Below are 25,315 nucleotides of genomic sequence, written 5' to 3' on the forward strand. Positions count from 1 at the left end.
GCCTGCCGGCGCCACGACCGCGCGACCGCCGCGCTCAGCGCGTTCAGGGGTTCGTGACCACCCGACCGTTTGCCGGCTCCTCGTCGTACTCCCGCTCGTCGGTGTCGAACTCGACCTCGCCGGAACCGAACTCGGGCGGTGCCGGCCGGATCGCGCCCTCGTACTCGGCGCCGAACTCCGGCGGCGCGGGCCGGCCCGGGCCCTCGTCGTCGTAGCCGTCGGGACCGAACCGGTCGCTCGGGTCGGCGTCCCCCGAGCGCTGCGTCGGGATCCGTTCGTTCCACCCGCCCTGGCCGGGCTCCTCCTCGATGATCCGGCCGCCGCTGTTGTCGGACGAGTGCCGTGCGGTCAGCATCGGGTACTCGGCGGTCTCCCCGCCGCCGGCCGCGGCGGCCATCACCGCCGCGGCGGCCAGGTCGGCCACCCGCTTGGCCTCGCGCTGCACCCGGGCCCGTACGTCCTTGGCGTGCCGCTCGGCGAACTCGGCGGCCGTCCGGGCCTCCTCAAGCCGGTCCACCTCGGCGGACAGCTCCGAACGGATCTCCGCGAGCCGCTGCTCGGCCTCGGCCAGGCTCTGCCGCGCGGCGTTGCTCTCGGTCCGCGACTCGGACAGTTCGCTGCGCGCCGCCTCCAGCTCCGTGCGCAGCTCCTCCAGCTCCCGTTCCCGCTCCGCGACGTCCTCGCGCAGCACGGCGAGCCGTTCCTCGTGCACCGACACCTGCTCCTCGGCCCGCTGCCGTACCTCGGCCGAATACCGCTGTGCCTCGGCGATCAGCAGGCCGGTCTTCTGCTCGGCGGCGATGCGCTGGCTGGCCAGCTCCCGTTCGGCGGCCTCCCGGTGGTCGGCCAGGTACCGATCGGCGGCGGTCCGCCGATCGGCGATCTCCCGTTCCACGCTGGCCTGCCACTGCGCCAGTTCCTGCTGGCTCTGCTCCCGGGCCGCCTGGGTCTCCTGCTGGATCTGCGCCCGGGCGGCCTTCATCAGCGCCTCGGCCGCGGCGCGGGCCTGTTCGACCTGCTCCGCGCTGGACTCGCCGATCCGCTTCGCCTCTTCCTGCGCCGCCCGCTGCGCGGCCTCGCCGTCGGCGCGCAGCTTCTCCGCCCGCTCCCGGGTCCGGTTCAGCTCCGCCTCGGCCCGGCTCTGGCTGTCCTCGATCGCCTTTTCCTGCTCGGCCCGGCGGGTGGCCAGCTCCTCCGCCAGTTCCCGGGCGGCGGCCTCGCCCCGCTCACGGGCCTCGGCGACGGCCTTCTCGGCCTCGCTCTGCATGTCGGCCGCCCGGTGCGCGGCCATCTCCTTGATCACCCCGGCCTGTTTCTCGGCCAGGTCGAGGATCTGGTCGACCATCGGGCCGAGGTCCCGGAACGTCGCCCGGTCCGGCATGCTCGGCCGGCGCCGCAGCTCGGTCAGCTCCGCCCGCAGCCGTTCGTCCTTCTTGGACATGTCGCGGATCTGGTCGGCCAGCTTGCGGGCCTGCTCCGCGGTCCGCTCGTGCTCGGCGGTGAGCGCCGTCAGCCGGCCCTCGGCCTGCTCGACGTACCGGTCCACCTGGCGCTTGTCGTAGCCGCGCAGCCCGACCTCGAAGTTCGGCCGCCCGGCGCCGTCGTCGAGACCTGTGAACGCTCCGTCACTGGTGGACATGCGCCATCCTCCGTACGATCCCGGTACGCTCCCGCCCGCCGGCCGGCGACTACGGGCCATGATGAGGCGCAACGGTACCGCCGTTCGCCTCCGGAGGTTAGCCCCACCCCGGTCCGATCCCGGCGTGTCGCACCATCGCGGGTCCCAGATGTGGCCCAGTGACCCTGTCCGGCTTCCGTTCGGCCCTCGACGTACGGCTGAGCAGCCGATCCGCCCTGGCCGGCGCCGCTGACGCGGCCGGCCGCCCGCGCCGCGCCCGCCGGACCGCGGCGAGCACGCGCGAGGGCCCGGAGGCGGGGCACGCCCATGGGCGGGGGTAGGGCCGCTCCGGGGCGGCGGGGCGGCGGGGCGGCGGGGCGGTGGGGTGGCGGGGCGGTGGGGTGGCGGGGCGGTGTCAGGCGGGTACGTGGTCGAGGTGCTCGCCGAGCACCCGGACGTAGGTCCGGTGCGCCTCCGCGTGCCGCCGTACCCCCTCCTGGGTGGGCGTCACGAAGACGCCGCGCCGGTCGGCCTCGCAGAGTGCCCGTTCCACCAGCCCGGCCCGTTCCAGCCGGGCGACCGTCCGGGACAGGGCGCTCTGGCTCAGGTACATCTGGCCGGCGAGGTCCTGCATGCGGCACTGCTCACAGCCGGCGCTCACCAGCCGGTCGAGCGCCTCGAACTCGCTGAGGGTGAGGCCGTATCCGTCCTGCAGCGCGCGTTCCAACTGGCCCGCGACCTGGTTGTAGGAGGTCAGGAGGGAGCGCCAGCGCTCGACCAGGTGGGCATCGGCGGTCATCTGGGGCATCCTACCCGCGCCACCAGGTCAATGCACCTACATATCTTGCTCACACATTAATTGCATGGACACTTCATGCGTACGCATATAGCCTTCGACCTCGTGATCGATACCGCTACAGCTCCCGACGCCGCGCCGCGGCCGTCCGGAGCCGTACCCTTGCCGCCCGCCGCACACTGGACCCCGCGGCTACGCGGTGTGCTCGTCGTGCTGTGCGTCGTGCTGTTCCTCGACGCCCTGGACGTCTCCATGGTCGGGGTCGCGCTGCCGTCCATCGGCACCGAACTGCACCTGTCCACCGCCTCCCTGCAATGGATCGTCAACGGCTACGTCCTGGGCTACGGCGGTCTGCTCCTGCTCGGTGGCCGGGTCGCGGACCTGCTCGGCCGCCGCCGGATCTTCCTGATCGCCCTGGCGGCGTTCGCGGCGGCCTCGCTGCTGGGCGGCCTCGTGGACGACGGGGGACTGCTGATCGCCAGCCGGTTCGTCAAGGGTCTCGCGGCCGCCTTCACCGCGCCCACCGCGCTGTCCATCCTGACCACGACGTTCCCCGAGGGACCGGCCCGCAACCGGGCGCTCTCGATCGTCTCGGTCTTCGGCGCCAGCGGCTACTCGTCCGGGCTCATCCTCGGCGGCCTGCTCACCGGGCTCGGCTGGCGGTGGACCTTCCTCATCCCCGTACCGATCGCGATCGGCGTGCTGGTCGGCGGGGTGGCCCTGATTCCCCGCGACCGACCGTCCGCCGAGGGCGGTCACGACCTGCTCGGCGCCGGCACCCTGTCCGGCGGGATGCTGCTGGCCGTCTACGCCGTGGTGTCGGCACCGGAGCGCGGCTGGACCGATCCGGCCACCCTCGGCCCGGCCGTGGCGGCCGTGCTGCTGCTCACCGGCTTCGTCCTGGTCGAGCGCCGGGTCGCCCACCCGCTGATCAGGCTGGGCATCCTGCGGGCCGGTGCGCTGGTGCGGGCCAATCTCAGCATGGTCGCGCTGTTCGGGTCGTACCTCAGCTTCCAGTTCATGATGACCCTCTACCTCCAGCGCACGCTGGGCTGGTCACCGCTGCGGATGGCCCTGGCGCTGCTCCCGGCGGGCCTGCTGGTGGCGCTCGGCTCGCCCTTCGTCGGCCGGCTCATCGACCGGTACGGCAGCCAGCGGCTCATCCTGACCGCCATGACGTCGCTCGGCCTGGGCTACCTGTGGTTCCTGACCACCGCCGGGACGGCGCCGAACTACCTGGTCACGGTGCTGCCCACCATGCTGCTGCTCGGCGGCGGGTTCGCCTTCGGGTTCAGTTCCATCACCGCCCAGGCGACGCACGGCATCCACGACTCCGAGCAGGGGTTGGCCTCCGGGCTGGTGCAGACCTCCGGCCAGGTGGGCGCCGCTCTGGTGCTGGCCGTCGTCACCGCCCTGGTCTCGACGGACGGCCCCGGGTCCGGCGGGTTCGCGCCGTACCACCCGGGCGTCAACCTGGTCACCGGTGTCGCCCTGGTCGGGCTCGCGTTCAACCTGCTGCCGCTGCTGCGTCGGCCGCGAGTCCTGCGCCGCGCCTGACCGTCCCGTCCGACCGTGCCGCCTGACCGTCCCGCCGGACCGTCCTGCCGGAGACGGTTCGGCCGGGGCTGAGCGGGACGGGGCGGGGTCTAGCCGGGTCTAGCCGACGAAGATCATGCTGGCCGGAAAGGTGCCCTTCACCTGCCGGGTCTTGAGGATCTTCGCGGCGATGGCGCTGGCGACCCAGTTGAAGTCGCCGTTCTCGGCTCGCGCCCGCATGGTCCTGGGGTCGATCACCAGGATCCGGTCGTACCGCTTGTTCAACCCGAACTCGTACCGTACCTCGTCCGGGCTTTCGCCGATCTTGCGTGCGGTGATCAGCCTACCCACGGGAGTGGTCCCTTCCGGTCCGTCGATCAGGACCCGAGGGTAGGGGAGGCGCGCGACAACCGCCGGCCGGGACGCGGTTTCATAGGCATATGACCGAGGAGACCGCGTTGTCCGCGGACGAGCTGCTGGACATCGTCGACGAGCACGACCGGGTGGTCGGCCGGGCCGCCCGCGCCGACGCGTACGCCCGGCGGTTGCGGCACCGCTGCGCGGCCGTGCTGGTCCGGGACCCGGGCGGGCGGATCTTCGTGCATCGCCGGACCGACCGCAAGCTGGTCTTCCCGGGCCTCTATGACATGTTCGTCGGCGGGGTGGTGGGCGCCGGCGAGAGCTACGCCGCGGCCGCGCTGCGGGAGGCCGAGGAGGAACTGGGCGTGACCGGCCTGCCGGCGCCGACGCCGCTGTTCACCTTCCTGTACGAGACGCCGCGGCACAGCTGGTGGTGCGCAGTCCACGAGGTGACCTGCACGTTTCCGGTACGGCCGCAGCCCGAGGAGGTCGCCTGGCACGCGTTCCTGCCCGAGTCGCAGTTGCACCGCCGGCTCGACGAGTGGGACTGGGTGCCGGACGGGCTGGAGGCGTACCGGCGGCTGCTGGCCTGGCGGCGCGACCACGCCGGGCCGGCGGTGCCACCGGCGGCACCGGTCGACCGGTAGGTTGCCGGGCATGACGGACGTGGTACCCGGCGTGGTGGTGGAGATCTGGACCGACGGGGCGTGCAGCGGCAACCCCGGCCCGGGCGGGTGGGGAGCGGTGCTGCGCTACGGCGGCCACGAACGGGAACTGTCCGGCGGCGAACCGGCCGGGACCACCAACAACCGGATGGAGCTGATGGCCGCCATCCAGGCGCTGGAGTGCCTCACCCGGCCGGCCACGGTCCAACTGCACACCGACAGCACGTACCTGCGCAACGGCATCACCAGCTGGTTGGCCTCGTGGAAGCGCAACGGGTGGCGGACCGCGGCCCGGCAGCCGGTGAAGAACGCCGACCTGTGGCAGCGGCTGGAAACCGCCTGCGGCCGGCACGAGATCACCTGGCTGTGGGTGAAGGGCCACAGCGGGCACCCGGAGAACGACCGGGCCGACGCGCTTGCCAATTCCGGCATGGCCGACGCCCGCCGCGCCCCGAGCCGCTGACCCGGGCCGTACTCCGAGCCGCTCACCCGTGGCGCGCACCCAGCCGCTCACCCGTGGCGCGCACCCAGCCGCCGACCCGTGGCGCGCACCCAGCCGCTCACCCGCGGCGGGCTCCGGGCCGACCCGCCGCGTGGCCGTCAGCTCCGGACGGCCGCGCCCAGCACGTGCGGGGCGGCCGGCATCGGCACCTGGGTCTCGGGGAACCGGAACCGGTCCAGGTCGGTGACCTCGAAACCGGCCTCCCGGACCGCGCCGAGGGTGTCCCGCCCGGTGTGGCAGCCGCCGGCGAACCACGGCCAGACCGTCGCGTCGACCACCCGCTGCACCCGCCGCAGCGCGCCGGGCTCGGCCCGTACGTGCTCCAGGAACCGCAGCTGGCCACCGGGTCGCAGCACCCGACGCGCCTCGGCCAGCGCGGCGGCCTGGTCCGGCACCGAGCAGAGCACCAGCGAGAACACCACGGCGTCGTACTCGCCGTCGGCGGCCGGCAGCGCGTCGGCGACGCCGTCGACGACGGTGACCGGCACCGGCGCGGCCGTGCCGGCCCGCTCGGCCTCGGCCCGCAGCAGCGGCTCCGGCTCCACCGCCAGCACCCCGGTCACGGCGGCCGGGTAGTGCGGGAGGTTCCGGCCGGTGCCGGCGCCGACCTCCAGCACCCGGCCGGCCAGGCCGGCCACCAGACGTCGCCGGTACGCCGCACCGCCGATCTCGTCGAGCCGGACGATCTGCCGCGCGAACACCCGGGCGAAGATCGGGTGCGAGACGGTGGTCCGCGCCATCACTGCTCCTTCCGGAAGGCGGACGTCCCAGGGTACGCGCGGCGGGCGAGCCGTCCGGGCGGCGCGCGAGGTAGCATGGCGTGCGTCTCGACGGCCGCCGTCCGGCGGTCCGCGTTGGCCAACTCGCCCGGAAGGAGTGCGGAGACATGATTTCTGCCCGTCGCCGACCCCTGCGAGTACGCCGCGTAGTAGTCGTATCCGTCGTCTGACGCACGACTCGATCCCCGGATCGTTCCGGCACGGTCTGCGTACCGTGCGGCCTCCGCGCGTGCCCACCGCCGCCTCGACGGCGTAGCTGTCCGCGCCCCGTCGTGACCACCGCCTGAAGGGCGTCTGCCACCATGTCCGCTTTTCCGCGTACCGATCCGCGTGCCGTGACCGATCCGCGTGCCGCGACCAACTCGCGTGCCGCGACCAACTCGCGTGCCGCGACCGGGCCGACCCGGCCCGCCACGACCCACGACTCCGCTCCCGACGCCCCGGCCGCCGACGCCGCCGGCTACGACCATCTGGCCGTCGAACGGGCCGCCCGGGACCTGTGGGCGGCGTACGACATCTACCGGTTCGACCCGGCCGGGTCCGGGCCGGTGTTCAGCGTGGACACCCCACCGCCGTACGTCTCGGCGTCCCACCTGCACGTCGGGCACGCCATGAGCTACTCCCAGGCCGACTTCGTGGTCCGCTACCGGCGGATGCGCGGGGACCGGATCTTCTACCCGATCGGCTTCGACGACAACGGCCTGCCCACCGAGCGGTACGTGGAGAGCCGGCTCGGCGTCCGGGCGGCCGAGTTGTCCCGCGCCGAGTTCGTCGACCTGTGCCTGGCCGCGACCCGGGAGACCGCGCAGGGGTACGCGGAGCTGTGGCGCCGGGTCGGCCTGTCGGTGGACTGGTCGCTGCGCTACTCGACAATCGACGAGCGGTGCCGGCGTACCGCGCAGGGCGCGTTCGTCCTGCTGCACGCGGCCGGTCACCTGCGCCGGGGCACCGACCCGATCCTCTGGTGCCCCGAGTGCCGGACCTCGCTCGCCCAGGCCGACATCGACGACCTGGAACGCTCCGGCCGGCTGCACGAGATCCACTTCCGGCCCGCCGCGGCGAGGCCGGACACCGGCACGGCGAGGCCGGACACCGGCACGGCGAGGCCGGACACCGGCACGGCGAGGCCGGACACCGCCGCGGCGAGGCCGGACACCGGCACGGTGACCCCGGACACCGCCGCGGCGACGCCGGACACCGGCACGGTGACCCGGGACGCCCGCGCGCCGCTGACCATCGCCACCACCCGGCCGGAACTGCTCGCCGGCTGCGTCGCGCTGTTCTGCCACCCGACCGACAAGCGGTACGCCGCGCTGGTCGGCGGCACCGCCGTGGTGCCGATCTTCGGCCACGAGGTGCCGATCCGGGCCGACGAGTCGGTGAACCCGGACTTCGGCACCGGGCTGATGATGGTCTGCACCTTCGGCGATGCCGAGGACGTGGCCCGGTGGCGGCGGGACGGGCTCGACCTGCGGATGGTGATCGGCCCGGACGGCCGGCTGGAGGCCGTGGCGGGGGAGTTCGCCGGGCTGCCGCTCGGCCCGGCCCGCTCCGCGGTGCTCCGGCGGCTCGCCGAGGTCGGGGCGGTCGGCGCGAGCCGGACCCTGCGGCAGGTCGTCGGCGTGCACGAGCGCTGCGGCACACCTGTGGAGTTCCAGATCCGGCCGCAGTGGTTCGTGGCGGTGCGCGAGCAGCGCGCCGCGCTGCTGGCCCGGGCCGCCGAGCTGACCTGGGTGCCGGAGTTCATGCGCCGCCGGCTGGTGGACTGGATCAACGGCCTGAAGTGGGACTGGAACATCAGCCGGCAGCGCCGGTACGGCGTGCCGTTCCCGGTGTGGTTCTGCGGCGGCTGCGAGCGGGCGATCCTGCCCGACCTGGCGGCGTTGCCGGTCGACCCGCTGGCCGACCCGCCGCCGGTCGACGCCTGCCCGGACTGCGGCTCGACCGACCTGCGCGGCGATCCGGACGTGATGGACACCTGGATGACCTCCTCGCTCACTCCGCAGATCAACGGCAAGTGGGCGGCGCGCGGCTTCACCGGTGCCGGGCCGGTGGAGCCGATGAGCCTGCGCGTGCAGGCGTTCGAGATCATCCGTACCTGGCTGTTCTACACGCTCGTGCAGTCGCACCTGCTGTTCGACCGGTTGCCGTGGGACGCCGTGATGATCTCCGGCTGGGGACTCAACGAACAGGGCCGGAAGATCTCCAAGCGCGACCTGGACGCCTCCACCACCGCCGACGGCTTCAACCGGTACGTCCCGGACCAGGTCATCGAGCGGTACGGCGCGGACGCGCTTCGGCTGTGGGCCACCCGCGCCCGGGTCGGCAACGACCTGCGCTACCACGAGAAGGACGTGCGGACCGGCCGCAAGCTCGCGGTGAAGATGTGGAACGTCGGCCGGTTCCTCGCGCTGCACGCCGGACCCGACGCGCCCGATCCGGCGCCGCCGGTCGCCGACCGGACCCCGGTGGACCGCTGGGTGCTGTCCCACCTGGCCGGCACCGTCCGCGAGGCCACCGCCGCCTTCGACGGGTACGACTACGCGCAGGCGTACCTGGTGGCGTCCCGGTTCTTCTGGTCGGTGTTCTGCGACAGGTACATCGAGCTGGTCAAGGAGCGGTTCAACAGCCCCGAGCAGCACAGCGCGGCCGACCGGGCGAGCGCCCGCGCCACGCTGCGCGAGGTGTACCGCACGGTGCTCGGGCTGTTCGCCCCGTTCGCCCCGTTCATCGCCGAGGACCAGTACCAGCGGCTGTTCCGGAGCGCCGCCGATCCGGTGAGCGTGCACCTGACCGCGTGGCCCGCGCCGCCGCCGACCTGGGACGGCGACCGGTCCGCCGTCGACGCGCTGGTGGCCGTGCTGGACGCGGTGCGCGCGCGGCGGGTCCGGCTCGGGCTGCCCGCCCGCGCGCCGCTCGGCGTCCTGGTCCTGGACGCCCGCGGACCGGCCGCCCGGGACCTCGCGGCCGAGATCGGCGAACCGCTGCGGCGGGCCGCCCGCGCCGAGTCGCTGCGGCTGGCGCCGGCCGGCACCCCCACCGGCGTGGACGGTCTGTACGTCGACGTCGCGGCCACCTAGGGTCGGTGCCACCGCCCCGGCCGGCGGCGGGTCGCGGACGGCGGGAGGTCGGCGGTGGCCGAACTGGAACTGGATAAGGACGCGGCCGGCGGCACGCACCGGGCGGCCACCGGCGACACCGTGGTGATCTCGCTGCCCGAGACCCCCACCACCGGGTACCGGTGGGCGCTGGACGCGTACGACCCGCAGGTGCTGCGCCTGGACGGCGACGAGTTCAGCCCCGCCGGCGCCGGTCTGGGCGCCGGCGGGGCGCGTCGGTTCCGGTTCGTGGCCGTCGGTCCGGGCACCACCCCGGTACGGCTGGCGCGCCGCCGGGAGTGGGTGGGTGGCGGCGCCGAACGGTTCGACACCACCGTGCAGGTAACCGATCCGGACGGCGCCTGACCCCCGCCGGGAAGGGGTCCGGACCCGGCCGGTGTGTCGGCCGACTCACCGTCCGTGGTTCCGACCGGCGTCACCGCGGTGGCGGTGGACCAGATAACGTGTTCTCCGCCCGGGGCGTTCGATCCGACCACCATCACCGGGAGTTGTCTGGACGCCACCGTCGGCTGGTGCGCGGGAGGGGACGCACGGGATGGGTGAGGGGCCGGAGGCCGGAGCGGGGGAGACCGCGCTGAGGCCGCTGCCCGACCGCCCGTTCCACACCTCGATCGCCGCCCGGGCGACCGAACTGGCGCCGCTGCGGGTGGCGCTGCGCGGCTGGCTGGCCGCGATGGGGGTGCCGGAACTCGACGCCGACGACCTGCTGGTGGCCATCGGCGAGGCGTGCGCCAACGCGATCGAGCACGGCTACCGGTTCGCCGGCGACGAGCGGGTCACCGTGTGCCTGGCGCTGCGGGCCGGCCGGCTGGAGGCCCAGGTCCGGGACACCGGCGGCTGGGTGGAGCCGCGCACCGACCCGGCGGCCACCGGCCGGGGCCGGGGCCGGATGCTGATGGCCACCCTGATGGACGAGGCGGTCATCGTCGGCGGTCCGCACGGCACCACGGTCCGGTTGAGCAAGCGCATCCGCGGTTGAACCTTTGCCGGCCCAGATCCGAACTACCCGTCAGGGGCGTGCCCGGTGTGCGCGGCGGCCCCGGGATGGAGGTTCGGATGGTGCTCTCGGTGCTGGTACGCGGCGTGCTGGCGATCGGTGCCGCGCTGCTCGGTGTCGTGCTGTGGGCCGGTCACGCCCGCGCCGACGTCGCGGTCTCGCCGGATCAGGCGATCCGGGGTGACGCGGCCGACCTGACCCTGCGGCTCACCGAGGACCGGCCGGGGGCGTACACGACAAGGGTGGAGGTCCGGTTCCCGGCGTCGAGCCCGGTGGCCGAGGTCTACCCGATGTCGGTGGACGGCTGGGGTCCGCAGATCGTCACCCAGCACGTCGGCGAGCCGCTGCCCGGGGTGCACCAGGCGTCCGTCACGGACGTGGTCAGCGCGATCACCTGGATCCGGGCCGAGCCGCCGGCCGAACCCGGCCCGATCGAGCTGGTCATCTCGCTCGGTCCGCTGCCCCAGGGCGAGCGGCTGACCATGCCAATCGTGCAGACGTACTCCGACGGCACCGTCGTCACCTGGGCCGACGCGCCCGGCGGCGCGCATCCGGCGGCGAGCCTCGCGCTGGTCCCCGGTACGCCGGCCGCCGCCGTCGGTCACGCCGGGCACGGCGGCCACGGCACGGGCACCGGCGCCGACGCGGCGGCCGGCTCCGCCGACCGGCCGCAGCGCCCCGACAGCCCGGTGTCGCCGCTGGGGGTCACCGGTCAACTGGGCGTGGCGCTGGTTGGTGGCGTCGTTGCCGGCGGCGCCGTGGGGGTGGGCTATCTCCTGCTGACCCGGCGGCGGCGGGACGGGGCCGGCCCTTCCGGCGCCCCCGCCGCCGTGCCGGCCGGTCCGGCGCCGGGTCCGGCGGCGGGTCCCGGGGCGGGTCCGGCGGGCGGGGCCGATCAGGACCCGACCGGCTCGCCCGGGGCGTCCGAGGACGGCCGGCCGGCCTCGTCCGGTGCGTCCGCGGCCGGGCGGACGGCGGAGTCCGGGGACGGCCGGCCGACGGTGTCGGCCGGTTCCTGGCGACTGCGCGACTGAGCCGGCTGGCCGGTTGGCGGCCCGACCGGCGGCCCGACCGGCGGTCCGGTCGGCGGTCCGGTCGGCGGCCGGTCCGGAGTCGGGAACCGGGTCACGTAGCGGGCCTGTCCGGGCGTCTCCACGGCGTGCCGGTGGTAGTGCCGCCGGACGAAGTCGACCGCCTCGCCCGGCGGCACCCCGTCGAGCACCGCGAGGCAGGCCAGCGCCGTACCGGTCCGTCCCCGGCCGCCGGCGCAGGCCAGCTCGACCCGGCCGGTCGCGGCCCGCCGCCAGGCGTCGGCCAGCAGCTCGTACGCCAGCTCGTCGTCGGCGGGCAGCCGGAAGTCGGGCCAGCGCAGCCAGCGCGACTCCCAGGGCGTCTCCGGCGGTCGCCGGCCCAGCAGGTAGAGCCCGTAGGTCGGCGCCGCACCGGCCGGTGGGCGTCGCCGCAGGCCGCGACCGCGGACCAGCCGGCCGGAGGGCAGCCGGAGCACCCCCGGCCCGGCCGGATCCCAGCCATGGACCACCACGTCCTCGACCGCCGCCGCGCCGTGGGTTGCCGTGTCCTGGACCACCACGTCCTCGACCGCCGCCGCGCCGTGGGTTGCCGTGTCCTGGACCACCACGTCCTCGGCCGCCGCGCCGTGGGCCGCCGCCGCGCCGTGGGTCACCGCGTCCGGGGCCACGTTCAGGCCGCCGCGGTGGCCACCGCCGCGGTGTGCTCCGGCGGCACCCGCTCGCCCGGGGGCGGCGGCGGGGGCGGGGTGCCGTCCCCGAACGGCCGCCCACCGAGCGCCTCCCGACCGTGCGGGGTCAGCCAGCCGGACAGGTCGGGACCCAGCGGCACGATCCCGGTCGGGTTGATGTCCCGGTGCACCTCGTAGTAGTGCCGCTTGATGTGGTCGAAGTCGATGGTGTCGCCGAAGCCGGGGGTCTGGAACAGGTCCCGCGCGTACGCCCACAGCACCGGCTGCTCGGCGAGCTTGTTGCGGTTGCACTTGAAGTGCCCGTGGTACACCGGGTCGAACCGGACCAGGGTGGTGAACAGCCGCACGTCGGCCTCGGTGATGGTGTCCCCGACCAGGTACCGCTGCCCGCTCAGCCGTTCCGCCAGCCGGTCGAGCCGGTCGAACAGCCGGCGGTACGCCGCGTCGTACGCCCGCTGGCTGCCGGCGAAGCCGCACCGGTAGACGCCGTTGTTGACGTCCCGGAAGACGCCGTCGTTCACCTCGTCGATCTCCTCGCGCAGCGCCGGCGGGTACAGCTGCGGTGCGCCGGGCCGCTGGTGGTCGACCCACTCGGTGGACAGGTCGAGGCTCATCCGGGCGTAGTCGTTGGTCACCACCTTGCCGGTGGGCACGTCCACCAGGGCCGGCACGGTGATGCCGCGGTCGTACCCGGGGAACCGGGCGAAGTACGCCTCCTGCAACCGCTCGATGCCCAGCACCGGGTCCCGGCCGCCGGGATCCAGGTCGAAGGTCCAACTCCGGGCGTCGTGGGTGGGGCCGGCAACCGCCATCGAGATGGCGTCCTCCAGCCCGAGCAGCCGCCGTACGATGATCAACCGGTTGGCCCACGGGCAGGCGCGGCTGACCACCAGCCGGTAGCGTCCGGGCTCGACCGGGTAGCCGTCGCGGCCGTCCGCGGTGATCCGGGTGGCGATGTACCGCTGGTCCCGGGTGAACTCGCCGCCCGCCTCGACGTACTTGCCGCCGGTCTTCCAGGACTCCCGTTCGCCGCCGTCGGCCTGCTCACTCATGCCGGCACTCCGCTTCGCCGCGTACCGGCACGAGGCTCTTCCGCCCGGCGCCCGATGATTCGCTCGCTCATCGCCGTCCCTCCACGCGTACCGCTGCTCCGCCGTACCCATCATGACCCCGGCGTCCCGGGTGGGTCGCGGATCGCCCCCGTCCGGCGGGGTGGATGCTCAGGAGATCGCCCGTCGCTCCGTGTCCGCGCACAGCGGGCCGTACCGCTGGGCGAGGTCCGGGCTCACGGCCCGGACCCGCAGGTCGGTGCTGTCGGCCGCGGACTGGAGCAGCACCTGGAGCATCGGCCAGTCCTCGACCTCGGCCAGGAGTTCGGCCAGCCGGCGGTACTCGTTGTCGTCGGCGCGGCGCAGCCGCTCGGACACGATCCGGCGCAGCACCGGTCGGGTGCGCTGGCGGTCGGCGCCCGCGATGGCCCGCCGGGCCAGGCCGGCCCAGCGCTGCGACACGGCGTGTTCCACGAGGTCGTGGAGCAGGGCGGGGACGTCGTGCGGGACGGAGTCGAGGAATTCGAGGGCGACGGCCTGGTCCCAGACCCCGCCCGCGAGGGCCTTCGAGAGGATTTCGGTACGCGACCACGCGTGCCGGTAGAACTCCGAGCGCCGGCGTGCGCACTCCTGTTCAGCCGCGACGAGAGCCGCCCACAATTGACGGTCGTCCACTTCGTCGGTCACGTCATCTCCGTCGGCCGCCACCGCCGTCCCACCGGCGCTGAGCGCAACATAGGTCAGCGCGGGCGGCTCCGTCCAGCACGGCTTGGGAACGATGGGACCGGCGCGCCCGGCCGGTCACCGCACGCTGCGAAATCGCGAGCGACAGGGCCGGTGGCCGGGCCGTAGGGTGCGGATGTGGGAACGCTGCTTTCGGTCAATCTCGCCGTCCCCGAGCCGAACCCCGCGAAGTCCAGCGGGACCACCGGCATCACCAAGCGGCCGGTGCCGGGACCGGTCCCGGTCCGCGCGCCGGGGCCGCGGGACGGCGGCCTGGGCAGCGGGCTGGTCGGCGACCGGATCTTCGACGTGCGGCACCACGGCGGCGACGACCAGGCCGTGTACGCGTACGCCCGCGAGGACTACGACTGGTGGGAGCGGGAGCTGGGCCGGGACCTGGCCGGCGGGACGTTCGGGGAGAACGTCACCACGGTCGGCGTGGACGTCAACGGTGCGGCCATCGGCGAGTGCTGGCGGATCGGCCGGGACGTGGTGTTGCAGACCACCTTCGGGCGGGTCCCGTGTGCCACCTTCCAGCACAAGATGGCCGAGCCGCACTGGGTGAAGCGGTTCACCCGGCAGGCGCGGCCCGGGGCGTACCTGCGGGTGGTGGAGCCGGGGGAGATCCGGGCCGGGGACGAGGTGACGGTCGTGCACCGCCCGCGGGTCCGGGTGACGATCGCCGAGGGGTTCCGGGCCTGGCTGCTCGAACCGGAGCTGCTGCCGCGGCTGCTGGAGGTCGACGAGGCGCCGGAGCGCCTGAAGGACGGAGTCCGCCGCCGGCTCGCCGGCCGGGAGGAAGCCGCCGGCTGATCCCCGGCGCCGGCTGATTCCGCCGCCCCGGCATTTACTGTAAACAAACTTTATCGTAACCTCCTTCCATCGCCTGTAGTCGATGGGTGGGTGGCGGTGCGTCGCGCCGCCCGCCCTCGCACGCGACCCGAGGAGGTCACGATGCGTGGAAAGATCGTCCTTCCGCTGGCCGTCGTCGGCGGGCTGCTGGCCGCGCTGGCCGTCGCCACCCCCGCCGAGGCGCATGGATACGTCTCCGCCCCACCGAGCCGGCAGGCCCTCTGCGCCCAGGGCCGGGTGACCGGTTGCGGTCCCATCCAGTACGAGCCGCAGAGCGTGGAGGGTCCCAAGGGGCTCACCAGTTGCAGCGGTGGCAACAGCCGGTTCGCCGTCCTGGACGACGACGCGCTGGGCTGGCCGGCCACCCCGGTCCCGGCCGGCACGGTCACCTTCACCTGGGTGTTCACCGCCCGGCACGCCACCGAGAACTGGACGTACTCGATCAACGGGACGACGGTGGCGGTGGTCGGCGGTGGTGGTCAGCAGCCGCCCGCGTCCGTGACGCACAGCGTCAACCTGGCCGGCCGCAGCGGCCGGCAGAAGATCCTCGCCGTCTGGAACATCGCCGACACCGGCAACGCGTTCTACTCCTGCGTCGACATCGACCTCGGCGGCGGCACCGGCCCGTCGCCGACCCCCACGCCCACCGTTTCGCCCACCGCCTCGCCCACCGCTTCCCCCACCGCGAGCCCGACGCCGACCCCCACCGCCTCGACGCCCGCGCCCACCCCGACCGCGAGCACGTCGCCCACCGCGCCGCCGGGCGTGCCGGCCTGGACCGCCGGCACCGCCTACCGGATCGGCGACCTGGTCAGCTACGCCGGCCTCAGCTACCGGTGCCGCCAGGCGCACACCGCGCTGGTGGGCTGGGAGCCGCCGAACACGCCGGCACTCTGGTCGCCGGTCTGAGCGGCCGGCCGGGCTGAATCCGGCCGGGGTTCAGTCCCAGGGGGACTGGGTGCCGTCGAACTCCTCGAAGACCAGCCAGGTGCGGGTGGAGATCACCCCCGGGATGCTCTGCACCTGGTTGAGCACGAGGTCGCGCAGCGCGGCGTTGTCCGGCGCGCGGACCAGGGCCAGCACGTCGTGGTCGCCGCCGAGCAGCGCCGTGTGCTCGATGTACCGCACCCGGGCCAACCGGGCCGACACCTCCCGCCAGGTGTTCTGCTCGATCGTCAGGCTGACGTACGCGGAGGTCATCAGCCCGGCGGGCTCGGGCGCCACCTGGGCGCGGAAGCCGGTGATCACCCCGTCCGCGATCAGCCGCTCCACCCGGGCGTACGCGTTGGACCGGGAGACGTGGGTGCGCTCGGCGAGGGTCCGGACCGACAGCCGGCCGTCCCGGCTCAGTTCGGCGAGGATCCGCCGGTCGGTCTCGTCGACGGGACGGGCCGGCGGACCCGCGGCGCTCGGCCGGACCGTTCGTCCCGCCGCAGCGGCCAAATCCTCGCCATGCTCGGACTGTTGGTCCACCAACGCCACCTCCCGGCGTCGATTGTCCCGACTTCCTGGCTGATCTTGTAACAGAAGTCCGTGGAACGTGAGCATAAGCCAACTACCCGTCCAGGAGGTGCCCGCCGTGACCGCCACACCCCAGGAGGTCCGCCGGCCGTCCGTACCCGGTCACCACCGGGATCCGGTCGGACCGCTGCTGCCCAGCCCGGACCCGGTCCGGATGCTCGACGAAACCGGTCAGCCGGTGGCCGCCGACTACCCCGAGCCGCCCCTGCCGACGCTGCGCGAGATGTACCGGCGCATGGTCGTCGGGCGGCGCTTCGACTCCCAGGCCACCGCGCTGACCAAGCAGGGCCGGCTCGCCGTCTACCCGTCGGCCCGCGGCCAGGAGGCCTGCCAGGTCGGCGGCGTGCTGGCCGTGCGGGACACCGACTGGGTGTTCCCCACCTACCGCGAGTCCATGGCGCTGGTCGCCCGCGGCCTCGACCCGGTCGAGGTGCTCACCCTGCTGCGCGGCGACTGGCACTGCGGGTACGACCCGGCCGCCACCCACACGGCGGCCCAGTGCACCCCGCTGGCCACCCAGTCCGTGCACGCCGCCGGCGTCGCCTACGGCGAGGCGTACCAGGGCCGGGACACCGTCGCGCTGGTCTACATCGGCGACGGCGCCACCAGCGAGGGCGACTTCCACGAGGGGGTCAACTTCGCCGCCGTCTTCAAGGCGCCGGTCGTCTTCCTCGTCCAGAACAACAGGTACGCCATCAGCGTCCCGCTGTCCCGGCAGACCGCCGCGCCGTCGCTGGCGTACAAGGGCATCGGGTACGGCGTACGCAGCGAGCAGGTCGACGGCAACGACCCGGTGGCGGTCCTGGCCGTGCTGAACCGGGCCGTCGAACACGCCCGCGGCGGGCACGGGCCGTACCTGGTGGAGGCGCACACCTACCGGATGGAGCCGCACACCAACGCCGACGACCCCACCCGCTACCGCGACGGCGCCGAGGTGCAGGCGTGGGCCGGCCGGGACCCGATCACCCGGCTGGAGACGTACCTGCGGTCCCGCGGCGCCCTCGACGACGCGGCCGTGGCCGCCGTCGCGGCCGAGGCCGACGGATACGCGGCGGACCTGCGCGCCCGGATGAACGCCGAACCGGCGGTCGACCCCATGTCGCTGTTCGCGCACGTGTACGCCCGGCCGACCCCGCAACTGGCCGAACAGGCGGCGCAGGTCCGCGCCGAACTGGCCGGCGCGGACGACACCGACGCGGACGACACCGGCGCGGACGACACCGACGGGGAGGGCTGATCCGATGGCACCGATCACGATGGCGAAGGCCCTGAACGCGGCCCTGCGCGACGCGCTGGCCGACGACCCGCGGGTGGTGGTCTTCGGCGAGGACGTCGGCCAACTCGGCGGGGTCTTCCGGATCACCGACGGCCTGCTGGACACCTACGGCGACAAGCGCTGCTTCGACACCCCGCTGGCCGAGGCCGGCATCGTCGGCTTCGCGGTCGGGATGGCCATGTCCGGACTGCGGCCGGTGGTGGAGATGCAGTTCGACGCGTTCGCCTACCCGGCGTTCGAGCAGATCACCTCGCACGTGGCGAAGATGCGCAACCGCACCCGCGGCAAGCTGGGAATGCCCATCGTGATCCGGGTGCCGTACGCCGGCGGCATCGGCGGGGTGGAGCACCACTGCGACTCCAGCGAGGCGTACTACGCACACACCCCCGGGCTGAAGGTCGTCACCCCGGCGACCGTGGCCGACGCGTACTCGCTGATGCGGGAGGCCATCGCGGACGACGACCCGGTGGTCTTCATGGAGCCCAAGAAGCTCTACTTCGCCGGCGCGGAGACGCAGCTGCCGACCCGCACCGAGCCGTTCGGCACCGCGGCCGTGCGCCGGCCCGGCCGGGACGCCACCCTCGTCGCCTACGGCCCCGCGGTGCCGGTCGCGCTCGCGGCCGCCGAGGCGGCCACCGAGGAGGGCTGGGACCTGGAGGTGGTGGACCTGCGCACCATCGTGCCGTTCGACGACGTGACGGTCACCGAGTCGGTCCGGCGCACCGGGCGCTGCGTGGTGATCCAGGAGGCGCAGGGGTTCGCCGGGGTCGGCGCCGAGGTGGCGGCCCGGATCCAGGAACGCTGCTTCCACTCGTTGCAGGCGCCCGTGCTGCGGGTCAGTGGCCTGGACATCCCGTACCCGGCGCCCAAGCTGGAGCACCTGCACCTGCCCGGCGTCGACCGGGTGCTCGACGCGGTGGCCCGGTTGCAGTGGGACGACCAGCCGGACACCCGCTGGCTGGCGGAGGTGGCGGCATGACCGACGTCGTGGCCCCGGCCGTCCAGGTGTTCAACCTGCCGGACCTGGGCGAAGGACTGACCGAGGCGGAGATCGTCGCCTGGCGGGTCGCGGTGGGCGACATCGTCGAGGTGGACCAGCCGGTGGTCGAGGTGGAGACCGCCAAGGCGGTGGTGGACGTGCCCTGCCCGTACGCGGGCCGGGTCGTCGCGCTGCACGGCTCGCCGGGCCAGGCCCGGCCGGTGGGGCAACCGTTGATCACGGTGGCGCCGCTGGCCGAGGCCGGCCCGGCGGCCCCGGCCGGCGGCCCGGCACCGGCCGCCGGCCCGGGTGCCGACACCGACCCCGAGGCGGGCCGCGACACCGATCCGGCGCACGCCACGTACCGGGAGGAGGAGCGGGCCGGATCCGGCAACGTGCTGATCGGGTACGGCACCGGCCACGGTCCGGCCGGCCGGCGTCGTCGCCGGCCCCGGCCCGGCCCGGCCGGCAACCGTCCGGCCGCGCCGCCCGCCCGGACCGCCGAGCCCGCCGCGCCGCTGGTCATCTCGCCGCTGGTCCGCCGGCTCGCCGTGGAACGCGGCGTCGACCTGCACGAGGTACGGGGCACCGGACCTGGCGGTGTGATCCGCCGGGCCGACCTCGACGCGCTGCCCGCCCGGGTGGCCGCCGCCGGCGCGCCGGCGCTGGCCGCCGTCGCGGACCCCGGCCCGGGGTGGCCGGCACCGGCCGGCCCGGACAGCGCCAGCGGCGACGTGGTGATCCCGCTGCGCGGGGTGCGCAAGGCGATCGCCGACAAGCTGTCCCGGAGCCGTCGGGAGATCCCCGAGGTCACCATCTGGGTGGACGTGGACGCGACCGCGCTGCTGGAGACCCGCGCCGCGATCAACGCCGCCCGGCCCGAACAGCCGGTCAGCATCCTGGCCCTGCTGGCCCGGATCTGCGTCGCCGGGCTGCGGCGGTTCCCGCAGCTCAACGCCCGGGTCGACGCCGAGCGCGGCGAGATCGTGCAGTCCGGCCGGATCCACCTCGGGATCGCGGCGCAGACCGACCGGGGACTGATGGTGCCGGTCATCGCCGACGCCCAGCGGCTGGACACCAGCCAGCTCAGCGCGGCGCTCGCCGAGACCACCGCCGGGGCCCGGGCCGGCACGCTGCCACCGGCCCGGCTGACCGGCGGCACGTTCACGCTGAACAACTACGGCGTGTTCGGGGTGGACGGCTCGACGCCGATCATCAATCATCCCGAGGCGGCGCTGCTGGGCATCGGCCGGATCGTGGACAAGCCCTGGGTGCACGACGGCGCCCTGGCCGTACGCAAGGTGGCCGAGGTCAGCCTGACCTTCGACCACCGGGTCTGCGACGGTGGGGTGGCAGGTGGCTTCCTGCGGTACGTCGCCGACTGCATCGAGTCCCCGCCGGTCCTGATCGCCACGCTCTGATCCCACGCTCCGATCGCCACGCGTCGGCAAAGTGATTGTGTTTCCGGCGGGCGGCGGCTTGTGTTCGGGTATGAACCCGCTGACGGTGCAGATCCGGTGAGCCAGACATGGCCGCTGACCGGACGCGCCGAGGAACTGCGCTACATCCAGACGGCGAGCTGGCCTCGGTCGGGTCGGCCGCGCGGCGTGGCGCTCGCTGGCGCGGCCGGGGTCGGTAAGACCCGATTGGCGCGGGAGGCGCTCGGGGTGCTGGCAGCGCGCGGCGCCAGCGTCCGGTGGGTCACCGGCACGGCGTCGGCCCGTGATCTGCCGCTCGGCGCGTTCGCGGGAACGCTGGGCGACATCGAGGCCGGTTCGACCCGGGTGGTGAGCGCGACCATCGGCGCGCTGCTGTCCGACACACGAGCGGGTGTGGTGGTCGGCGTCGACGACGCGCACCTGCTGGACGAACTCTCCGCGCTGGTGGTCCACGAGTTGGTGGTCAGGGGTTCCGCGCCGGTGATCCTTACGCTGCGCAGCGGCGAGCCGACCCCGGACGCGATCACCGGCCTTTGGAAGGACGGGCACCTGGACCGGCTGGAGGTGCAGCCGCTCGCCGAGACGGAGACCGCCGTACTGCTGGCGGCCGTGCTGCACGGTCCGGTCGACAGCGGTGCCGTCCGGCGTCTGTGGGAACTGGCCCGAGGCAACACCCTGTTCCTTCGCCAACTCGTGGAGGGTGAGCTGGCGGCGGGCAACCTGGCGCGGGAGAGCGGCGTGTGGCGCTGGTCGGGGCAGCCCACGATGTCAGCCGGTCTGGCGGACCTGGTGCGGCAGCGGATGGGCGCCCTACCGGACGGGTTCGTCGACGTCGTCGACGTGCTGGCGCTGAGCGAGCCGCTCGGCCTGCGGGTGCTGACCCGGCTGACCGGGCCCGGAACGGTCGAGGCGACGGAGACCCGCGGGCTGGTCGAGCTGTACCGGGACGGGCGCCGCTGGCAGGCCAGGCTCGGGCACCCGCTGTACGGCGAGGTCCGGCGGTCCGGGATGGGCCAGCTGCGGGCCCGCCGCCTGAGGGGTGAGATCGCCACCGCGCTGGCGGACCTCGGTGGACGCCGCGCCGACGACGCGCTGCGGCGGGCGGCCCTCATGGTGCACTCGGACCTGCAACCCGACGCGCGGCTGCTCACCCAGGCCGCGCGCGATGCGGTCCGGTTGCTGGACATCGCCGCGGCCGAGCAACTGGCCCGAGCCGCGGTCGACGCGCACGGCGGCCATGAGGCCCGGCACACACTGGCACTGGCGCTGTCCTGGCTCAACCGCGGGGTCGACGCGGAGGCCGAGTTTGCCGCCCTGGCGCAGGAGGCTGGCAGCGTCGAGGATCGGGTCGCGATCGCCGTGCCCCGCGCGGCCAACCTGTTCTGGCCCGGGCAGAGTCCCGAACGGGCGGAGGCGGTGCTCGCCGCTGCCGCGGCCGGGGTAACGCCTGCCGCTGCCGCGGCCGAGGCAACCTCGACCGACCGGCCCACACTTGCCGTGGTGCAGGCCATGGTCGACGTCTTCCTGGGCCGGCCGGCCCAGGCCGGCGTGGCGACGGCGGTGACGGCGCTGCGGGCACCGGACCTGCCGCCCGTGGGCGTCCTGCTCGCCGCCTACTGTGGTGTCATCGGGCTCGCCGCGCTGGGCCGGGCCGACGAGATCGGTCCGGTCGCGGCCAGGGCGTACGCCGTCGCACCCCAATCGGTCGGGACGGCGGTTGGCGCGTTCGGGCTGTGTGACCTGCACCTGTCGGCGCTGCACCTCGCGGGCTACCTGCACGAGCTCGACGACCTTGCGCAGGTGCACTACCGGCGTGCGGCCGACATGCCTGGCTACTCTCGGCTACGCGGGGTCGCTCTGCTCGGCCACGCCGCGCGCTACCGGGGCCGCCTTCGCGCCGCGATCCAGGACCTGCGCGAGGCGTGGGCTGGGTTCGCGAACGTCGACATGGAAGGGTACGGCTTCCGGACCCTGCTCGGTCTCACCCACGCCCTGGCCATGACCGGAGATGCCGCCGGCGCGCGGCGAGCGTTGGTTCGGCTGGAGGCGCACCGGCACCCGAGCTTCGTGTTCTGCGATCCCGAGGTACTCCTGGCCCATGGTTGGGTGGCGGCCGCGGAAGGGTCGCTGACCGAGGCGATCCGGCTGGCACGCGAGAGCGCGGCGCTCGCCGTGGCCCGCGGGCATCCGGGGTACGAGGTGTTGGCGCTGCACACGGCCGTGCGATTCGGAGACCGCACGGTGGCCGGCCGGTTGTCCGAGCTCGCCAGCGTCGTGGATGGCCCCCGTGCGCGTGCGGCGGCCGGGCACGCCGTGGCACTGGCGGCGGACGACGGCGAGGCACTGCGGATCGCCTCCGGTCAGCTGGAGGAGATGGGCGACCTCCCGGCCGCCGTGGATGCGGCGAGTCACGCGGCGGTGGCGTACCGGCGCCGCCACGAGGACGTCGCCGCCGACATGGCCACGGCTCGCGCGCACCGGCTCGCGCAGGAGTGCGAAGGCGCCCGTACGCCCGGCCTGGCGCTCGCCCGCCCGCTGCCGCTCACCGGCCGTGAACGCGAGATCGTCACGCTGGCCGCCGCGGGCCTCTCCAACCGCGCCATCGCGGACCGGCTGGTCGTGTCGGTGCGCACCGTCGAAGGACATCTGTACCGGGCGAGCGCGAAACTCGGCACCAGCAACCGTGCCGAGTTCGCCGATCGGCTGCGGGGCGACTGACCGCCTCGCGGCACATACCCGAGCCGAATCGAGTAGCCCACTACTCGTGACCGGACGCGGCGGCTGGCACGACGATGTGCTGCATGGTGGGGGACTGGCATCGGTATTTCGCCGATGTGGTGATGAGCGGGGACCCGAACGAGATCGACGCCGCGGCGCGGGCCGCGATCGCGGCCCAGGCGAGCGGTGCGAGCGAGGCGCAGGCGAAGACGGCTGGCCGGGCGGCGGCCAAAGATCACCGCGAGGGCCGCCACACGGCCCGCACCAAGCGGACGGATACCCGTACGGACACGCGGGCGCAGGCGTGGACCGGCGCGGCACCGGGCGCAGCGGCCGGCACCCGGACCCGGACTGCGGCGCGCGAGGACTGGCCGGCCCTGTTCGCACCCCGACTGTTCGCGCCGCCGCAACGGTGGGGATGGCAGGCCGCGGAGCTATCCGAGCTCACCCCGCCGACGCCGCCGATGACGCTTGCCGCCAAACCGGTCTGGATCGACCCACCGCACCCGGACACGAGCGAGCTGTACCAGCGACGGTCCACCGCGGTCCGCAAGGCCGTGGTGCGCGCAACACTCGCGGTGTTGCTGTTCCTCGCCTTCGGGGTCTACCAGGTGACAATCGAAAGCTCCGTCTCGCAGTACGGCGGCGGTGACGCGATGAAGGTGTACGGCTATGCGCTGCCCGCCGCCGGGATCCTGCTGCTGCTGTGGGTCCTGGGCGCACTTTCCGAACTCCGGCGCACGAACGCGGACATCACCCGGTTCCGGCAGCCGTATCTCGCCCTGCTCGCGGCCGAGAAGCAACGCCACGGCCAGGCGGTGCGGGAGTGGGAGGAGAGCAAGCGCCGGCACGAGAGCGCGGTCCGGGCGGCGCGGCAGGCCCAGGAGCGGCAGCGAAGTGGGCCACAGTGGTATCCGGTGCGTCCAGCCTCGGAGCCGACCCGGGTCGACGTCGTGGGCGGGGATCCGGCCCGGTACGGCTGGGCCTGTCTGCTGGTCCTGCTCGGCACATCGCTGCTGTCCGGCGGACGCCGACTGGCGGTGCTCGACCTGACCGGGCAGGAGGTCGGCGGCGAACTGGTCCGGCTGGCCGCCGCCCGCGGGATGGACACCCGCTGGGCCGTCCTCGACGGCGTCACCGACTTCGACCTGTTCGCCGGTCTCGGCCCGGACGAGATCGCCGACAGCCTGGCCTATGTCCTCACCGACCGGCCGGACGCGACCGGCCGGTCCGGCGGGGCCGAACAACTGCACGAACGGGTGTTGGCCGTCGAGATGCTGCGCAAGGTGCTCGCCTGCCTGGACCGGCCGGTCACCCTCGCCCGGTTGGCTGCCGGGCTTCGAATGCTGCGCCGTAGCGGGGAGACCGAGCTGCTGGCGCCGCCGGAGATCGATCGACTGCTGGCAGGGGTCGGCGACGTCGACCAGAACGACTGGACGGGCCGGCAGCTGCGGTTGTGGGCCGCGCATCTCGACCTGCTGCACGAGGTCGCCCCGAGCGGCGCGCGTCCGCTGTGGAGCAACCACGCCGTGTCGGTGCTGGCCACCCCCGGCGGCAAGGACGACCGCAAGGACCTCATCGACCGGCTCGTGCTCCAGTTGGTCCGTCACGCGATGGCCGACAACGCCCTGGCTGGACGCCACCTCGTGGTGGTGGGCGCCGACCGGCTCGGCGGTACGGCCGTCCGCACGCTGTCCGAACAGGCCCGCGTCGCCGGGGTCCGGCTCGTGCTCTTCCTCGACCAGCCCCAGGACGACCTGGAGAAGATCGTCGGCACCGGCGGCGCGGTGTGCATCATGAAGATGTACAACCACCGGGACGCGAACATCGCCGCGGAGTTCATCGGCAAGGGTTACAAGTTCGTGGTGAACCAGCTGAGCCACCAGGAGGGCCGAACGTTCAGCGACGGCGGCGGCGACAGCTTCTCCGCCAACACGAACACCGGCACCAACTCATCCAGATCCCGGATGAAGTCCACCCGCGGGCTGTCCGACGCACGTGGCCACACCTGGACCGGAAACCGCACCTGGTCATCGACGGAGAACATCAGTACCTCGACCACCACCACTCGGGTGTACGAGTTCATCACCGAGCCACAGGCGATCCTGGCCATGGACACCACCGAGTTCATCCTCGTCGACAGCTCCACCGGCGGCCGGCAGGTGGTCATGGCCAACTGCTATCCGCCGATCTGCCTTTCGGATCGTGTCTCGAGTACCGTGGCACCACCCCGGGACACGCCATGAGCTGGACCGACGTCGAGTTCTATCAGGTCACCGAGGTCCCATCCGTCGACCGCCGTGAGCAGCAGCCGGAGAGCGGGCAGCGACGGGAGGCGCCCGAGCACCCGGACGGGGCGCTGCTGGCCGCCCTGGGGGCAGCCACTCGACCCTGCTGGCCGCTGGCGGGCCGGCGCCGGCCCTGCTGACCGCGTGGGTCCGCGACGGAACCGGCCAGGTGCGGTTTCTGCTCGGCGGCCGACCCGGCCTGCCGCTCGTCGTGGGCGCCGCCCAGCCGTCCGGATCGCCCGCGCAGCTGCTGTTCCCACCCGGTGCGCGGGGTGCGCCGCTTCCTGCCGGCGCGGCATGCACGCTGCTGGACTTTCCGCACTGGGAACTCTGCGCCGGGTTTTCGGACGCGCTGTGGGCACCTTCGCCGTCGAAGGC

At 74.1% G+C, this 25,315-nt stretch carries 22 protein-coding genes; 15 read left to right on the plus strand and 7 right to left on the minus strand.

What is annotated here, in order from left to right; genetic code table 11:
- Positions 1 to 43: 43 nt before the first annotated feature.
- Positions 44 to 1,639 carry a DivIVA domain-containing protein gene (locus CIK06_RS13120; RefSeq protein WP_095565070.1) on the minus strand — a complete coding sequence of 532 codons (1,596 nt, stop codon included), beginning with the start codon at positions 1,637 to 1,639 and terminating at the stop codon, positions 44 to 46.
- Between the two features lie 394 nt (positions 1,640 to 2,033).
- A complete protein-coding gene (locus CIK06_RS13125; RefSeq protein WP_095565071.1) occupies positions 2,034 to 2,417 on the minus strand; it encodes a MarR family winged helix-turn-helix transcriptional regulator in 384 nt (127 codons plus the stop codon).
- A gap of 159 nt (positions 2,418 to 2,576) precedes the next feature.
- Between CIK06_RS13125 and CIK06_RS13130 the strand changes: the two genes are divergently transcribed.
- Positions 2,577 to 3,971, plus strand: a complete 1,395-nt coding sequence (locus CIK06_RS13130; RefSeq protein ID WP_232534187.1) for an MFS transporter — start codon at positions 2,577 to 2,579, stop codon at positions 3,969 to 3,971.
- Positions 3,972 to 4,070: 99 nt separating this feature from the next.
- Here CIK06_RS13130 and CIK06_RS13135 read toward each other — a convergent pair whose 3' ends face one another.
- Entirely contained in the window at positions 4,071 to 4,301 is a 231-nt protein-coding gene (locus CIK06_RS13135; protein WP_095565073.1) for a hypothetical protein, read from the minus strand.
- Between the two features lie 89 nt (positions 4,302 to 4,390).
- Here CIK06_RS13135 and CIK06_RS13140 point away from each other — a divergent pair, with 89 nt between their 5' ends.
- Positions 4,391 to 4,957: an NUDIX domain-containing protein gene (locus tag CIK06_RS13140; protein ID WP_095565074.1), complete on the plus strand. Its 567-nt coding sequence runs from the start codon at positions 4,391 to 4,393 to the stop codon at positions 4,955 to 4,957.
- Between the two features lie 10 nt (positions 4,958 to 4,967).
- Positions 4,968 to 5,438 (plus strand): ribonuclease HI, encoded by a 471-nt coding sequence (gene rnhA, locus CIK06_RS13145; RefSeq protein WP_095565075.1) that lies wholly within the window; start codon positions 4,968 to 4,970, stop codon positions 5,436 to 5,438.
- A 137-nt stretch (positions 5,439 to 5,575) separates the two neighbouring features.
- Here rnhA and CIK06_RS13150 read toward each other — a convergent pair whose 3' ends face one another.
- Positions 5,576 to 6,217 carry a class I SAM-dependent methyltransferase gene (locus CIK06_RS13150; RefSeq protein ID WP_095565076.1) on the minus strand — a complete coding sequence of 214 codons (642 nt, stop codon included), beginning with the start codon at positions 6,215 to 6,217 and terminating at the stop codon, positions 5,576 to 5,578.
- Positions 6,218 to 6,591: 374 nt separating this feature from the next.
- On the opposite strand from CIK06_RS13150, the gene CIK06_RS13155 reads away from it, so the two are divergent.
- From CIK06_RS13155 to CIK06_RS13170, 4 genes are all read left to right on the plus strand, one after another.
- Positions 6,592 to 9,336: a valine--tRNA ligase gene (locus CIK06_RS13155; protein WP_095565077.1), complete on the plus strand. Its 2,745-nt coding sequence runs from the start codon at positions 6,592 to 6,594 to the stop codon at positions 9,334 to 9,336.
- A gap of 54 nt (positions 9,337 to 9,390) precedes the next feature.
- Complete coding sequence (locus tag CIK06_RS13160; protein ID WP_095565078.1) at positions 9,391 to 9,720, plus strand: protease inhibitor I42 family protein; 330 nt, start codon at positions 9,391 to 9,393, stop codon at positions 9,718 to 9,720.
- Between the two features lie 190 nt (positions 9,721 to 9,910).
- Positions 9,911 to 10,354, plus strand: coding sequence for an ATP-binding protein (locus CIK06_RS13165; RefSeq protein WP_095565079.1), 444 nt, complete (start codon positions 9,911 to 9,913; stop codon positions 10,352 to 10,354).
- Positions 10,355 to 10,431: 77 nt separating this feature from the next.
- Positions 10,432 to 11,406: a DUF1775 domain-containing protein gene (locus CIK06_RS13170; RefSeq protein WP_198348234.1), complete on the plus strand. Its 975-nt coding sequence runs from the start codon at positions 10,432 to 10,434 to the stop codon at positions 11,404 to 11,406.
- Positions 11,407 to 12,073: 667 nt separating this feature from the next.
- Here CIK06_RS13170 and CIK06_RS13180 read toward each other — a convergent pair.
- Together CIK06_RS13180 and CIK06_RS13185 are read right to left on the minus strand one after the other, a co-directional pair.
- Positions 12,074 to 13,144, minus strand: coding sequence for a glutathione S-transferase family protein (locus tag CIK06_RS13180; RefSeq protein WP_095565081.1), 1,071 nt, complete (start codon positions 13,142 to 13,144; stop codon positions 12,074 to 12,076).
- 168 nt (positions 13,145 to 13,312) lie between these two features.
- Positions 13,313 to 13,828, minus strand: a complete 516-nt coding sequence (locus tag CIK06_RS13185) for a hypothetical protein (RefSeq protein WP_157756740.1) — start codon at positions 13,826 to 13,828, stop codon at positions 13,313 to 13,315.
- A gap of 174 nt (positions 13,829 to 14,002) precedes the next feature.
- Between CIK06_RS13185 and CIK06_RS13190 the strand changes: the two genes are divergently transcribed.
- On the plus strand, positions 14,003 to 14,677 hold the full coding sequence (locus CIK06_RS13190; RefSeq protein ID WP_095565083.1) for an MOSC domain-containing protein: 675 nt from the start codon (positions 14,003 to 14,005) through the stop codon (positions 14,675 to 14,677).
- A 141-nt stretch (positions 14,678 to 14,818) separates the two neighbouring features.
- Complete coding sequence (locus CIK06_RS13195) at positions 14,819 to 15,625, plus strand: lytic polysaccharide monooxygenase (protein WP_095565084.1); 807 nt, start codon at positions 14,819 to 14,821, stop codon at positions 15,623 to 15,625.
- A gap of 30 nt (positions 15,626 to 15,655) precedes the next feature.
- On the opposite strand, the gene CIK06_RS13200 is transcribed toward CIK06_RS13195, so the two are convergent.
- Positions 15,656 to 16,078: an Lrp/AsnC family transcriptional regulator gene (locus tag CIK06_RS13200; protein WP_369916211.1), complete on the minus strand. Its 423-nt coding sequence runs from the start codon at positions 16,076 to 16,078 to the stop codon at positions 15,656 to 15,658.
- Positions 16,079 to 16,295: 217 nt separating this feature from the next.
- On the opposite strand from CIK06_RS13200, the gene pdhA reads away from it, so the two are divergent.
- The 6 genes from pdhA (at position 16,296) to CIK06_RS13235 (ending at position 25,077) form a co-directional block, all read left to right on the plus strand.
- On the plus strand, positions 16,296 to 17,474 hold the full coding sequence (pdhA, locus tag CIK06_RS13205; protein WP_198348235.1) for a pyruvate dehydrogenase (acetyl-transferring) E1 component subunit alpha: 1,179 nt from the start codon (positions 16,296 to 16,298) through the stop codon (positions 17,472 to 17,474).
- Positions 17,475 to 17,478: 4 nt separating this feature from the next.
- Positions 17,479 to 18,492 (plus strand): alpha-ketoacid dehydrogenase subunit beta, encoded by a 1,014-nt coding sequence (locus CIK06_RS13210; protein ID WP_095565086.1) that lies wholly within the window; start codon positions 17,479 to 17,481, stop codon positions 18,490 to 18,492.
- Entirely contained in the window at positions 18,489 to 19,913 is a 1,425-nt protein-coding gene (locus CIK06_RS13215) for a dihydrolipoamide acetyltransferase family protein (protein ID WP_095565087.1), read from the plus strand. Before CIK06_RS13210 ends, CIK06_RS13215 begins: the two co-directional genes overlap by 4 nt.
- A gap of 96 nt (positions 19,914 to 20,009) precedes the next feature.
- Positions 20,010 to 22,649, plus strand: coding sequence for a LuxR family transcriptional regulator (locus tag CIK06_RS13220; RefSeq protein ID WP_095565088.1), 2,640 nt, complete (start codon positions 20,010 to 20,012; stop codon positions 22,647 to 22,649).
- A gap of 83 nt (positions 22,650 to 22,732) precedes the next feature.
- A complete protein-coding gene (locus tag CIK06_RS29340) occupies positions 22,733 to 24,895 on the plus strand; it encodes a hypothetical protein (protein WP_157756741.1) in 2,163 nt (720 codons plus the stop codon).
- Complete coding sequence (locus tag CIK06_RS13235) at positions 24,892 to 25,077, plus strand: hypothetical protein (protein ID WP_095565091.1); 186 nt, start codon at positions 24,892 to 24,894, stop codon at positions 25,075 to 25,077. The genes CIK06_RS29340 and CIK06_RS13235 overlap by 4 nt, the downstream gene beginning before the upstream one ends.
- Positions 25,078 to 25,315: the final 238 nt, after the last annotated feature.

The sequence above is a fragment of the Plantactinospora sp. KBS50 genome, from assembly GCF_002285795.1.
Lineage (GTDB): Bacteria > Actinomycetota > Actinomycetes > Mycobacteriales > Micromonosporaceae > KBS50.